The organism is Devosia sp. A16 (assembly GCF_001402915.1).
Lineage (GTDB): Bacteria > Pseudomonadota > Alphaproteobacteria > Rhizobiales > Devosiaceae > Devosia_A.
In genome coordinates this window covers 2,461,746-2,474,037 of sequence record NZ_CP012945.1, presented here as the reverse complement: position 1 = coordinate 2,474,037, position 12,292 = coordinate 2,461,746, and the positions used below count along the sequence as shown (strand labels likewise).

10 protein-coding genes and 2 tRNA genes are annotated in these 12,292 nt (G+C 66.0%); 9 read left to right on the top strand and 3 right to left on the bottom strand.

The genetic code is table 11. The annotated features are described in order from the left end of the window. Positions 1–77: 77 nt before the first annotated feature. From APS40_RS12090 to APS40_RS12080, 3 genes are all read right to left on the bottom strand, one after another. Positions 78–572: a hypothetical protein gene (locus APS40_RS12090; protein WP_055047293.1), complete on the bottom strand. Its 495-nt coding sequence runs from the start codon at positions 570–572 to the stop codon at positions 78–80. 92 nt (positions 573–664) lie between these two features. Beyond that, the gene (locus APS40_RS12085) at positions 665–2,137 is read right to left on the bottom strand and encodes an HWE histidine kinase domain-containing protein (RefSeq protein ID WP_055047292.1); all 1,473 of its coding nucleotides are present in this window, start codon (positions 2,135–2,137) and stop codon (positions 665–667) included. A gap of 243 nt (positions 2,138–2,380) precedes the next feature. After that, positions 2,381–2,457, bottom strand: a tRNA-Pro gene (locus APS40_RS12080). Positions 2,458–2,620: 163 nt separating this feature from the next. On the opposite strand from APS40_RS12080, the gene APS40_RS12075 reads away from it, so the two are divergent. The 9 genes from APS40_RS12075 to APS40_RS12035 all read left to right on the top strand — a co-directional run bounded on the left by APS40_RS12075 (position 2,621) and on the right by APS40_RS12035 (position 12,292). After that, positions 2,621–2,695 (top strand) — tRNA-Gln (locus APS40_RS12075). Between the two features lie 265 nt (positions 2,696–2,960). Further along, a complete protein-coding gene (locus APS40_RS12070) occupies positions 2,961–3,752 on the top strand; it encodes an IclR family transcriptional regulator (protein WP_082434359.1) in 792 nt (263 codons plus the stop codon). After that, complete coding sequence (locus APS40_RS12065; protein ID WP_055047290.1) at positions 3,749–4,636, top strand: amidohydrolase family protein; 888 nt, start codon at positions 3,749–3,751, stop codon at positions 4,634–4,636. The genes APS40_RS12070 and APS40_RS12065 overlap by 4 nt, the downstream gene beginning before the upstream one ends. Positions 4,637–4,710: 74 nt before the next feature. Next, positions 4,711–6,000, top strand: a complete 1,290-nt coding sequence (locus tag APS40_RS12060) for an aspartate aminotransferase family protein (RefSeq protein ID WP_055047289.1) — start codon at positions 4,711–4,713, stop codon at positions 5,998–6,000. A gap of 252 nt (positions 6,001–6,252) precedes the next feature. Beyond that, the gene (locus APS40_RS12055) at positions 6,253–7,578 is read left to right on the top strand and encodes an ABC transporter substrate-binding protein (protein ID WP_055047288.1); all 1,326 of its coding nucleotides are present in this window, start codon (positions 6,253–6,255) and stop codon (positions 7,576–7,578) included. 358 nt (positions 7,579–7,936) lie between these two features. Continuing rightward, positions 7,937–8,767 (top strand): carbohydrate ABC transporter permease, encoded by an 831-nt coding sequence (locus APS40_RS12050; protein ID WP_236884246.1) that lies wholly within the window; start codon positions 7,937–7,939, stop codon positions 8,765–8,767. After that, entirely contained in the window at positions 8,767–9,651 is an 885-nt protein-coding gene (locus APS40_RS12045) for a carbohydrate ABC transporter permease (RefSeq protein WP_055047286.1), read from the top strand. The genes APS40_RS12050 and APS40_RS12045 overlap by 1 nt, the downstream gene beginning before the upstream one ends. Further along, positions 9,648–10,697, top strand: a complete 1,050-nt coding sequence (locus tag APS40_RS12040; protein WP_055047285.1) for a Gfo/Idh/MocA family protein — start codon at positions 9,648–9,650, stop codon at positions 10,695–10,697. Before APS40_RS12045 ends, APS40_RS12040 begins: the two co-directional genes overlap by 4 nt. Continuing rightward, positions 10,694–12,292 (top strand): N-acyl-D-amino-acid deacylase family protein, encoded by a 1,599-nt coding sequence (locus tag APS40_RS12035; RefSeq protein ID WP_055047284.1) that lies wholly within the window; start codon positions 10,694–10,696, stop codon positions 12,290–12,292. Before APS40_RS12040 ends, APS40_RS12035 begins: the two co-directional genes overlap by 4 nt.

Genomic DNA, 12,292 nt, shown 5'->3' with positions numbered 1-12,292 from the left:
GCTTGGCCCTGGACACGCAAAACTTTAGCCCCACTATAATCGGGCCATATCAGCACCTTGGCGGCGCGGACGCAAGTTCAGATGGTGAAGCGGCTTCGCAGGATCAGGAAGCAGGCCGCCGCCGGAATCACCAGGGCGCGCGACGCTTCGACCTTGGCGGCGGGGTAGGCGCCTTCGACGTCGAGCAGGTTGACGCTGCCCAGCATCTCGCCACCGGCCACCACCGGGATGTTGATGGCCGAGCCGCAGCCGAGCGAGCGGATCAAGCTCAGGTCGGGAAAGTCCTGCTCCATCTGCTTGACCGAGTTGGCCGAGTAGATGAAGCGCTCGGTGCGCATCTTCTCGTAGGTGTCGTCGAAGACGATCGGCTTGGTGCCGAGCACCGGATAGGCCGCCTCGTCGCTCGAATAGACCCGCCGCACATAGCCGCCCGAGGGATTGTCGGCCGTCATGGTGAAGAGCTTCACCCCGACCAGCGCCTCGGCCAGCCGATGCAGCGCGAGGCCCACATCGCGCTCGGTTTCGTAGGTGGCGAGGGCGTCGGCGAAGTCGTCGTGCGGCGATCGGGTCATGGCGGGATCCAGGGAGGTGGCTCCGCCGTCTCAGATCAGACTCGGGCGCCAAAGGAAACGGGTTCGATGTCCGGCGCCCGAGGCGTATGGGGTCAATAAGGACGAATGGTCTCGGGCTCGACGAGGCTGGCTACGGGCGCACGGAAGGTGAAGCGGAGACCGGTGGGGCGGAAATCCATATCCACCGTGCCGAAAGTGGTCCCGGCCAGAGCGGTGTCGATCAGCCTCGTGCCGAACCCGCGCCGCGAGGGCTTGACCACGGCGGGACCATCGCTTTCCGTCCAGCTCAGCACCAGATGCTCGTCCTCGAGTTCCCAGTTCACCCGTATCCTGCCGGTGGTGTTGGCAAGCGCGCCATACTTGATGGCGTTGGTCGAGAGCTCATGCAGGGCCAGAGCGATCGCCGTCGTCGCGCGCGCCGAGAGCCGCACCCTGGGCCCACCGAACGCGATGCGCTTCACCTGACTGTTGAATGGCGCGAGCGTCGCCGACACCACTTCGCCGATATCGGCGCTGGTCCATCCCTGCTGGGTCAGCACGTCGTGCGCCGTCGCCAGGGCCTGCAGCCGGTCGGCGATGGTGGTCGCGACCGTGGGAGGGACGCCGCCGTCCCGAAGCGACTGCGAGACGATCGACTGCACGGTGGCGAGGGTGTTCTTGACCCGGTGGCTCAACTCGCGCGTCAACAGGTCTCGCTGGGCCTCGGCGGCCCGCCTTTCGGTGATGTCGAGGACGACCCCGGCGAGGGTCATCGGCTTGGAATCCGCATCGAACCGCGTCTGCGACCGGATCTCGATCCAGCGCTCCTCGTCGTCGGGGGTCATGATACGCAGATCGGCTTCGAGATATCCCTCGCCCTGCATCGCCGCCTCGAGCGCTTCGCGCCAGGTGACGCGGTCCTTGGCCACCAGGCTGGCTTCGATGTCGGCCAGCGTGAAGGTATCGGCCGCGGGCCGGCCGAAGATCATCTTGCATTGGGCAGATGCAACGAGGCGGCCGTTCGGCAGGTCGAGGGTCCAGGCGCCGAGTCGGCCGGCCTGCAGGGTGAAGCGCAGGCGTTCCTCCGCGGCGCCGAGGTCGAGGATGCGGTTCTCGATCTCGGCTTCGAGCATCTCGCGGTCGGTGGCGAGCCGGCTGATGCGTTCCCGCTCCGGCGTCACGTCGAACTGCGAGGCGAAAAAGAAGGTGAGCTCGCCGTCACTGTCGAAGACCGGCGAGATCAGCAGCTTGTTCCAGAACGTCGTGCCGTTGCGCCGGTAGTTCAGCAGCTCGATCTCGATCGGCACCCGCCGGTCGATGGCGTCGCGAATCCGTGCGACGTCTGCGGTGCTGGTGCCAGGTCCCTGCAGGAACCGGCAGTTCCGCCCAAGTGTTTCGGCGCGCGCATATCCCGTCAGCTTCGCGAACGCATCGTTGACAAACACGATCGGGTTGTCGTCCTGGCGGGGGTCGGTAATCAGCATAGGCATGCGCGTGGCGCGCACCGCAGCGGCGAACGGGTCCGACCCGCCTGCCAGCCTGTGGAGTTCGGCATCGATGCGCTGGTGTTCTTGTTGGTCGTTCATCGCTGCTCCAGACACTGATCGGGCCCCGAGCTAGGGACCGGGGCCTCTGACCGCAATTCAAATTAACAACTCGCCTGCGCGAAGCAGGCCCGCGTGGACCCGTGGCGGATGGGCCTGCACGTGCAAACGGCTGAATTCTCCGAGAAGTTGCAGCTGCCGGCGTCCACGGCGCTCTGGAGCCTGTGTCCTCATCGGCGCCGATGCCAAAGAAAAACCCCGGCCTCGCGGGAGGCCGGGGTTGATTGGTCGGAGTAGAGTGATTCGAACACTCGACCCCCTGCTCCCGAAGCAGGTGCGCTACCAGGCTGCGCTATACTCCGTCAGATCGTGTCGCCCCCTTGATGCGGAACCCCGGGAAGGTTCGGCAGGCCGGCGACCAGCGAGGCGCGTTATAGACTCGGTCCCGAGCCAACTCAAGCGCCTAACTGCGGTGATTTCCGATTGGTTGCGTCGCTATGGTGAAGCGTGTAGGAACGCCCGCGTTGGGGCGTCGCCAAGTGGTAAGGCAGCGGTTTTTGGTACCGCCATTCCTAGGTTCGAATCCTAGCGCCCCAGCCAGTTCCTTCTAAGAGCTCCGCGACGCCTTTGCCCTCGTACGCTTCGCGTATGGCCGGCTCAACCTCGCCCGCGGAAGACCTGCTGCTGGCGCAAGGCCGGCCAGAGCCGCCGGTTACTCGGCTGCCGCCCCCATCGGTTTGCCCCTCAGTCCTCCTCTTTTGCCGCGCCCGCCAGCCCGTCCCGAGGCGGTCATCTGCGGCGTGGCTTGACGTCAGGATCGATTCCGGTGTGTGATAGTTCACTATTCAAACTGTGAGTTCATCTAGTGAATTCTAGCGAAGATCGTTACGCCATTCGGTCGGTGGATCGGGCGATCGATATTCTCTCCGCGGTGGCGGCGAAGAACGGCGTGCTGACGGTGGACGGCATCGTCACCGATACCGGGCTGCCCAAGAGCACGGTGTTCCGGATTCTCGCGACGCTGACGGCGCGGCGAATGCTGGATCGCGACGAGCAGAGCCAGACCTATCGGCTGGGCATGCTGTCGCTGGTGATCGGCGCGCGAGCGATGGGCGAGCTCGATCTCCGCCGCTCGGCGCGTCCGCATCTCGAGAGCCTCGTCGCCGAAACGGGCGAGACGGTGCACCTGTCCATCCTCAGCGAGGACAATGCGCTCTGCATCGACAAGCTCGACGCCTCGCGTTCGATGCGGATGGCGAGCTTTGTCGGCTTCCTAGACCCTCTGCATTGCAGCGGCGTCGGCAAGGCGCTGCTGGCCTTCCAGGACGAGCCTGTGCGCCAGCAGCTGATGGCGCGCATGCGTTTCGAGCCGCATACGCCGCACACCATCACCGATCCGGCGCGTCTCGCCGAACAGATCGCCGAGATCCGGGCGCGCGGCTATGCCATCGACGACGAGGAAATCGAGCAGGGGCTGCGCTGCGTCGCGGCGCCGATCCGCGACCATTCCGGCGCCGTCGTTGCCGCCGTCAGCATTTCCGGCCCCACCACCCGCGTCACCCAGGATGGCCTCGGCGACCTCGCCAAGGCCGTCGAAGCCTGCGCCCGGGCCATCTCGCAAGAACTCGGCGCTCCCCAAAAGGTCACCACTCCATGATCATAGACGTCCACTCGCATACCCCGCAGTTCCGCCATGCCGTGCCGCCGGAACACCGGCGCCTGCACCACACCTGGCGGCCCGACCGCTCGGTCGATTCCGTCTACAGCTGGAACGATTTCCTCGAGGCGCAGCAGCCGGCAGACAAGTCGATCGTCTTCGGCGTCGCCTGGGCGCCGGGGGAGCGCACCGGCGGGGTCAACGGCTTCAACGAGCCCGGCGATGTGGCGGTGGGCGTCAACGACGCCACGTCGGCCTTCGCGCTGGCGCATCCCGACCGGCTGATCGGCTTCATGTCGGTGCACCCGCACGACCCCAAGGCGCTCGAGGAGATCGAGCGTTCGCGCACCGACCTCGGCCTCAAGGGCATCAAGATGGGCGCCAATTACCAGGTGTTCGAGCCGCTGGAGAGCCGGGCGCTGGCGATCTACCGCGAGGCCGAGCGGCACGGGCTGCCGATCCTGTTCCACATCGGCACTTCGCCGGTCCGCACCGCGCCGATCAAGTATGCCCACCCGCTGGTGGTCGACGAGATCGCCATGCGCTACCCCAACCTCAAGATCATCATGGCCCATATGGGCCACCCCTGGACGGTCGATACCGCGGTGGTGATCCGCAAGCACCCCAACGTCTATGCCGACGTCTCGGGCCTGCTCTACCGGCCCTACACCTTCTACGAGGGAATGATCAAAGCCACCGAGTGGAACGTGCTCGACAAACTGCTGTTCGCTTCGGACTACCCGATCACCACCCCGGCCGAGACGCTCACCGCGCTGCGCACCGTCAACGCCATCGTCGAGGGCACGGCGCTGCCGCGCGTCCCCGCCGACAAGATCGAGCAGATCATCCACCGGGACAGCCTCACGCTGCTCGGCCTTTCCTAAACCATTGTTTTGTCAGCTTTCGCACCGGAAAGGCGAAGCCTTTCCTGAAAGCCCTCCCGAGTTCTGGTCTCCTGATGCATATCGAAAAATCCAAGAGCCTCACCGAACGCGCCACCAGGGTCATTCCCGGCGGCGTCAACTCCGCGACGCGGCGGCTGAGCCAGCCCTATGCCTGGGAATGGGCCGAGGGCGCCTATATCCGCGACGTCGACGGCAATACCTATCTCGACTACCACGCCGCCTTCGGCCCGATCGTCCTGGGCCATAACGACCCTGCGGTGAATGCGGCGGTCGCCAAGGCGCTGGCGGGTCCGGACATGGTCGGCGTCGGCATCACCGAGCAGGAGATCATGCTCGCCGAAAAGGTGGTGGAGCACGTGCCGTCGGCCGAGCTGGCGCTCGCCTTCTCTTCGGGCTCCGAGGCCACCTACATGGCGGTGCGGCTGGCACGCGGCGTCACCGGGCGCGAGAAGCTGATCAAGTTCCAGGGCACCTTCCACGGCTGGCACGACTACCTCTTGATGAACATCGCCAGCCCGGCCGACAAGATCGGCAAGAAAGATCCGGGCAGCGCCGGCCAGCTCGCCGACGCGATCGACAACACCATCATCGTGCCGTTCAACGACCTGGCGGCCACCGAGCAGGCGATCCTCGAGCACCCGGGCCAGATCGCCGCCATCTTCATGGAAGCGATCCCGCACAATATCGGCTGCGTGCTGCCGCGGCAGGATTTCGTCGAAGGGCTGCGCCGGCTCTGCGACCAGCACGGCATCGTGCTGGTGTTCGACGAGGTGATCACCGGCTTCCGCCACGGGCTCGGCGGCTATCAGTCGGTGCTCGGGGTCAAGCCCGATATCAGCACCTTCGCCAAGGCCATCGCCAACGGCTACCCCTGCGCCATCATCGCGGGCAAGCGCGAACTGATGCAGCAGTTCTCCACCGCGCCGGGCGGCAAGGTGTTCGTTGGCGGCACCTATAACGGCCACCCGGTCGGGTCTGCCGCGGCGCTCGCCACCATCGCCGCGCTCGAGGACGGCAGCATTTACGAGCGCACCTTCCGGCTGGGAGACCGGATGCGCGCGGGCCTCGCCGAAATCGCCGGCCGCCTCGGCATCGAGATGGTGTCGGCCGGCTTCGGCTCGGTGTTCACCCCCTATTTCATGAGCGGCAAGATCGAGCGCTACGAGGACCTGCTCGCCAACGACACGGCGCGTGACCTGGCGTTCCGCCAGGGCATGTGCGAGCGCGGCATCTTCATGCTGCCCATGCCGATCAAGCGCAACCACATCAGCGCCGCGCATACCGATGCCGATATCGATCGGACGCTCGAAACCGCTGAAATCGTTATGAAAAACCTGCGCTAGGCCTCGACTTTTCATATGCGAAAAGTCGTATTGATATATGATTGCAGCCGTCATAACGTTGCGATCTGACGACAGGCGGCGAGACACGGGGAAGCGCCTCGCTACCGATCGGCTGGGCTGAAGGGCTCGGCTGAGAATGTCGAAAATGCCCGGTCCGTTGGGCCGGACCGGGAAAGGCCTGCAGCCTTGGTTGCAGGAAAGCGGCGTCGTTCGCGACGCCTCGTCGATTCAGTTCGTCAAGGAGGGAAAGCTATGACGATCTCTAACGCCACCCGGGGCTTCGGTTCGCTGAACCGTCGCTCCTTCCTCAAGGCCGGCGGCGCATCGGCGCTGGCCGCTGCCTTCGTGCCCGGCCTCATGGCCGGCACCGCCAAGGCAGCGTATACGGGCACGCTCGACATGCTGGCCTGGGACTTCCAGCCCGACACCATCAAGTCGCTGGTCGGCGAGTGGACCGCGGCGGGCAACCCGGCGGTCAATGTCGCGGTGATCCCGAACCTCGGTTACACCCCGGCGCTGCAGACCCGCCTGCGCGGCGGCGACAAGATCGACCTCTACTACAACTTCGCCTACAACTCGCAGAAGTTCGTCAATGAGGGCTGGGCCAAGACGCTCAACGGCCTGCCCGGCGTCGACGACATGATCGCCGACATGTTCGAAAGCGCCCGCGGGCGCCACGTCAACGCCAATGGCGATATCATCAGCGCCCCGTATTTCTCGGCCGTGCACATGCTGCACTACAACGAGAAGTTCCTCGCCGATGCCGGCCTCGCCGTGCCGACGACGCTGAAGGAAATCTACGACGCCTCGAAGTCGCTGCAGTCGACAGTCGCCTCGCCCTACGTCGCCTATTGGGTGAAGGAATTCTGCGAGGAATACCTCCACACCTACCTGCTCAACGAGCAGATCACCGCCTTCGACGATGCCGGCCAGCCGGTGTTCGCCGACGATCCCAAGACCGTCGGGGTATTCGAGTGGTGGCAGGCGATGTACCAGGAAGGCCTCGCGCCGAAGTCGCTGCTGACCGACGACCCGGGCAAGCTGAGCAACGAGATGGCGCAGGGCAACGCCGCCTTCTACGTGCTGCACCACTACTTCCTGACCTCGATCCGCTCGCTCGAGGGGCCGCAATCGGCCAACGTCAAGTCGGCCGCCGCCGGCCCGTCGACGCTGCAGATCGGCGAGGTGCTGCAGATGGGCGTCTCCGACAGCGAGGAGGAGCGGCTCGCGACCTGGGAGCTGATGAAGTATTACGGCTGGAAGGACACCGAAGGGAAGTTCAAGGTGTTCAACCAGTGGGCCAAGGCTGCCGGCCTCGCCGCCCCCTATGCCGGGTTCTTCACCGACCCCGAAGTGATCGCCTCGTTCCCCGACTATTATGACCTGGCGATGCTGTCTGACACGTTCGCCAGCAAGTCGAATGTCGTGCCGGCCCGCACCCTGCCCTGGTACCCGGATTTCCAGGCCAAGGTCGGCGACATCATCCACGCCCTGCTGCTCGGCCAGGCGACGGCGCAGAAGACCGTCGAGGACCTGACCGCCGCCGCCAAGGGCGCCCAGGGCGGCCGGACGCTCTGATCTGACCGGCAACACGCGCCTCTTGCCTTCTCCCCTTGTGGGAGAAGGTGGCGCGCAGCGCCGGATGAGGGGTCGCGCGACGAAGTGTAGCGCGATCGGAGCGAAGCGACGAGCGACTGGAGTACGCGGAGAGATACCCCTCATCCGCCCTTCGGGCACCTTCTCCCACAAGGGGAGAAGGCCCTCGATCTATCGCTGGCGCCTGCTGCCTTCCCCCAAGGGGGAGGGTTTCAGCGCGTCGGATGCCGGCCAGGGACGGCCAACTCGTTAGCATTTGGGAGAGCACATGGCGGGAGCAACTGACTTACTCGGGCCGAAGGCCGATCGCGCATTCGGACTGAAGCTCGTGGCCCCGGCCATGATCATCCTGATCGTGCTGCTGGCCCTGCCGACGCTGCTCACCATCGTCTACAGCCTGCACGACGTACCGGCGAGCGGCTCGAGCTTCGGACCGTTCGTCGGCATCGAGAACTTCACCATCATCTTCTCGAGCCCGGTGTTCTGGCGCTCGGCCCAGGTGACGCTCACCTTCTCGGTCGGCTTCGTCATCCTCTCGACGGTGATCGGGCTGGCCATGGCGATGCTGCTCAACCAGCGCTTCATCGGCCGCGGCCTCGCTCGCGCGCTGCTGATCATTCCGTGGGCGACGCCCTGGCTGGTGATCGGCATCCTGTGGAAGTGGTTTGCCGATGGCAGCGTTGGCGGGCTCAACGCCGTGCTGATGATGCTCGGCCTCACCAACGACTATCACCCGTTCCTGTCCGACCCCAACACCGCGCTGCCGATCACCGTCATCGCCGCGGTCTGGCGACAGGCGAGCTTTGCCGGCATCCTGCTGCTGGCTGGCCTGCAGACCCTTCCCGAGGAGCTGAACGAGGCAGCGCAGCTCGACGGCGCCAACTGGTGGCAGCGCTTTTCCAACATCACGCTCCCCTGGCTCCGGCCGGTGCTGATCACCGTCACGGTGTTCAACGTGATCTACGCCTTCCTGCAGTTCGACGTGGTCTTCGCCATGACGCAGGGCGGGCCGGGCGACACCACGCAGGTATTGAGCGTGCTCATCTACCGGCAGCTGTTCGTCAACACCAATATCGGGCTCGGCTCGGCGCTTGCCGTCATCCTCGGCGTCGTGGCGCTGATCGGCGGGCTGACCATCGTCCGGCTGTTCTATCGCAGGGAGATGCACTGATGGCCTCCTCCGCCTTCGAGCGCGGCCGGCGCCGCAGCCCCGCCACCAGCATCGCCATCTATCTGGGCGTCCTGGTCTTCGCTATCTGGATCCTGCTGCCGGTCTGGTACCTCGTGGTCTCCAGCCTGATCACCCCGTCGCAACTGGGCGTCAAACCCTTCCCGCTGGTGCCTTCGAGCATGACGCTCGACAACTATGCGGCAGTGCTGTTCGGCAATACCGGCGGCAAGGGCATCGGCAGCACCGATATGGGTACGCGCCTCGTGCCGGCAGTCGGCCAGAGCCTGCTCGTCAGCTCGGTGCTGGTGGTGCTGAACCTTTTCATTGCCGGCGCCGCCGCCTACGGGTTGTCGCGCTATCCGTTCCGCGGCGCGCGCGCCTTCGAATTGTCGGTGATCGCCACCCGGATCGTGCCGGCGATCGCCATCATCGGGCCGTTCTTCGTCGCCTTCCGGGTCATCGGCGTGCTCAACACGCCCTGGGCGCTGGTGATCAGCTACAACGTCTTCACGCTGCCGCTCGCCATCATGATCCTCAAGAACTACTTCGATCAGCTGCCGCGCGAGATCGAGGAAGCCGCCAAGATCGACGGCGCGACGCGGTTGCAGACGCTATGGATCATCATCGTGCCGATCGCCCGGCCGGGCCTCGTGGCGGCAGGCGTATTGATCTTCCTCGAAGCCTGGAGCGAGTTCTTCTACGCCCTCGTCCTCACCAACCAGCTGACCGTGCCGCCGCTGCTCGCCGGCTTCCAGTCGGTGCAGCAGTTCAACTGGAACGCGCTCGCCGCGGCGACCGTGATGTCGATGCTGCCGCCCACCGTGCTGGTCCTGATCTTCCAGCGCCACGTCGTCGGCGCGCTGACCGCCGGGGTGGGCAAATGAGCTCCACCATCAAGGCCGTCGTGCTCAGCGCCGGCGCCTGGTCGCAATCGAGCCACCTGCCGGCGCTCAGGGCCGACAGCCGCGTCGACCTCGTGGCGATCTCGAGCCCCAACGCCGAGATGGCAGCCATGCTTGGCCGGCAGTTCGAGACCCGGCACTTTGCCGACTGGCGCGACGCCCTGGCGCTCAACCCCGATATCGTCGTGGTCTCGAGCCCGCCGGTCGCACACGAGGAACAGGTGATCGCGGCGCTGGAAGCCGGCGCGCATGTCCTCGTCGAAAAGCCCTTCGCTCTCAGCGCCGGTGCTGCCCGCCGGATGCGCGATACCGCGGAGCGGGTGAAGAAGGTGCTGCTGGTCGGCTTCGGCTGGCCGGCGGCGCCGATCTTCGCCCTGAGCCGCAGCCTGATCGAGGCCGGCGAGATCGGTAGGATCGAGCACCTGACCATGCACCTGGCGGTCAACACCCGGGCGCTGCTCTCGGGCAGCACCGACGGCGGTTGGGGCGGCAAGCTCGAATCGAGCACCGCGACCTATACCGACAAGGCCATCTCGGGCGGCGGCTCGGCAGCGGTGACCATGTCGCACGAGCTCGGCATGGTCGAATGGCTGGTGGGCGAGCCGATCGTCGCGCTCAACGCCAGCACCTTTCCGCCCCGAAGCGACATCGACCTCCACACCACTGTCAATGCCGAGTTCGCCGGTGGCGGTTCGGCAGCGATCAGCGCCGCCTCGACCCACCCCTACCTCGCCCGCCCCCAGTGGCACATGGCGCTCTATGGCGACAAGGGCCAGCTCTGGGCCGACTCGGTGGCCGACACGCTGCGCCTCGTGCGCGCCAGCGGCGAGGTGGTCGAATACCAGGCGCCGGAGGCCTCGGGTGTCTACGATCCGGGCGCTCCGACCAAGGCGCTGATTGCCTGCGCGTTCGGCGCCGCGGCGCCGGCCGGGCTCACCGCGCGCCTCGCGGCGCATGTCGTCGCCGTCACCGACGCCATCTATCTCAGCGCCAAGACCAACCAGAAACTGCAAGTCGAAGACCTATGAGCACCTCCACCCTGTTTACCGGCGGCCTCGTCGTCGACGGCCTCGGCAACGCGCCTGTTCCAGCCGACGTGCTGGTGATCGGCGACCGCATCGCCGGCATCTACAAGGGAGCGCGGCGCCCCAGGGCGGACCGCACCGTGGCAATCGATGGCCTCTATATCGCGCCGGGCTTCATCGACATGCACACCCATTCCGACCTGCAAGTGCTGGTGAACCCCGACCACACCTCAAAACTCAGCCAGGGCGTCACTACCGAAGTGCTCGGCCAGGATGGCCTCAGCTATGCGCCGATCGACGATGCGACGCTGATCGAGATGCGCAGCCAGATCAAGGGCTGGAACGACGATCCGCCGGGCTTCGACTGGAACTGGCGCAGCGTCGGCGAGTATCTGAAGCGGCTCGACGGCAATGTCGCGGTCAACTGCGCCTACCTGGTGCCGCATGGCAACCTCAGGATGCTGGTGATGGGCAACGCAGCGCGGCTCGCCACCCCGGACGAGCTCGAGCAGATGAAGGCGCTGCTCCGCACTGCGCTCGAGGAAGGCGGCGTCGGGCTCTCGACCGGGCTCACCTATGTGCCGGCGATGTATTCGGACACCGACGAGCTGGTGGCGCTGTGCGAAGTGGTGGCCGAATATGGCGGCTTCTACTGCCCGCACCACCGCAACTACGGCACCGATGCGCTGGGCGGCTATGGCGAGTGCTTCGAGATCGCCCGCCGCTCGGGCGTGGCGTTGCACCTGGCGCATACCCACCTGAGCTTCGAGGCCAACAAGGGCAAGCTCCCGCAACTGCTCAAGATGTTCGACGACGCCATCGCCGACGGCGTCGACCTGAGCTTCGACGCCTATCCCTATCTCGCCGGCATGACCACGCTCTTGTCGCAGCTGCCGAGTTGGGCGCTCTCCGGCACCGGCGACGAGCAGATGGCGCGGCTCAAGGATCCGGAGACGCGCAAGCGCATCATCGAGGCGCTCGACGTCACCGGCTCCGACGGGCATCAGGGCCTCACCGTCAACTGGTCGAGCGTCTATCTCGCGGGCCTGCCCGGGGCGCCCGAGATGGAATGGATGATGGAGGGCAACCTCGCCGAGGCGGCGCGGAAGCTCAACACCTCGCCGGCCGAACTGGCGCTCGACGTGCTGATCGCCACCGAGCGCGCGGCTCCGTGCGTGTTCTTCATCGGCATCGAGGAGCATGTCCGCACCCTGATGCAGCGCGACGAGCATACCGTGGGCAGCGACGGCATCCTGGTCGGCGACCGGCCGCATCCGCGCTCCTGGGGCACCTTCCCGCGCATGCTCGAAACCTATGTGCGCGAAGAAAAGGTGCTGACGCTCGAGGAGTGCGTGCGGCACATGACCAGCTCGGCCGCCGACCGGCTACGGCTGACCGACCGCGGCCGCATCGCCGCCGGGGCCAAGGCGGACCTCGTCGTCTTCGATGCCGCCAACGTCAAGGCCAACGCCACCTATGAGAACCCGCGGCAGGCCGCCACCGGCATCGTGCATGTGCTGGTCAACGGCCAGTTCGCCGTCGAGAACAACCGCGTCACCGGCCATCGCGCCGGCCGGGCGCTGACGCTGGGAGCCTGA

Excerpts from the sequence above, each read along its gene's own strand:
- APS40_RS12055 (WP_055047288.1), top strand. The coding sequence starts at position 6,253 with ATGACGATCTCTAACGCCACCCGGGGCTTCGGTTCGCTGAACCGTCGC.
- APS40_RS12085 (WP_055047292.1), bottom strand. The coding sequence starts at position 2,137 with ATGAACGACCAACAAGAACACCAGCGCATCGATGCCGAACTCCACAGG.
- APS40_RS12065 (WP_055047290.1), top strand. The coding sequence starts at position 3,749 with ATGATCATAGACGTCCACTCGCATACCCCGCAGTTCCGCCATGCCGTG.
- APS40_RS12050 (WP_236884246.1), top strand. The coding sequence starts at position 7,937 with ATGATCATCCTGATCGTGCTGCTGGCCCTGCCGACGCTGCTCACCATC.
- APS40_RS12060 (WP_055047289.1), top strand. The coding sequence starts at position 4,711 with ATGCATATCGAAAAATCCAAGAGCCTCACCGAACGCGCCACCAGGGTC.
- APS40_RS12090 (WP_055047293.1), bottom strand. The coding sequence starts at position 572 with ATGACCCGATCGCCGCACGACGACTTCGCCGACGCCCTCGCCACCTAC.
- APS40_RS12035 (WP_055047284.1), top strand. The coding sequence starts at position 10,694 with ATGAGCACCTCCACCCTGTTTACCGGCGGCCTCGTCGTCGACGGCCTC.
- APS40_RS12040 (WP_055047285.1), top strand. The coding sequence starts at position 9,648 with ATGAGCTCCACCATCAAGGCCGTCGTGCTCAGCGCCGGCGCCTGGTCG.
- APS40_RS12045 (WP_055047286.1), top strand. The coding sequence starts at position 8,767 with ATGGCCTCCTCCGCCTTCGAGCGCGGCCGGCGCCGCAGCCCCGCCACC.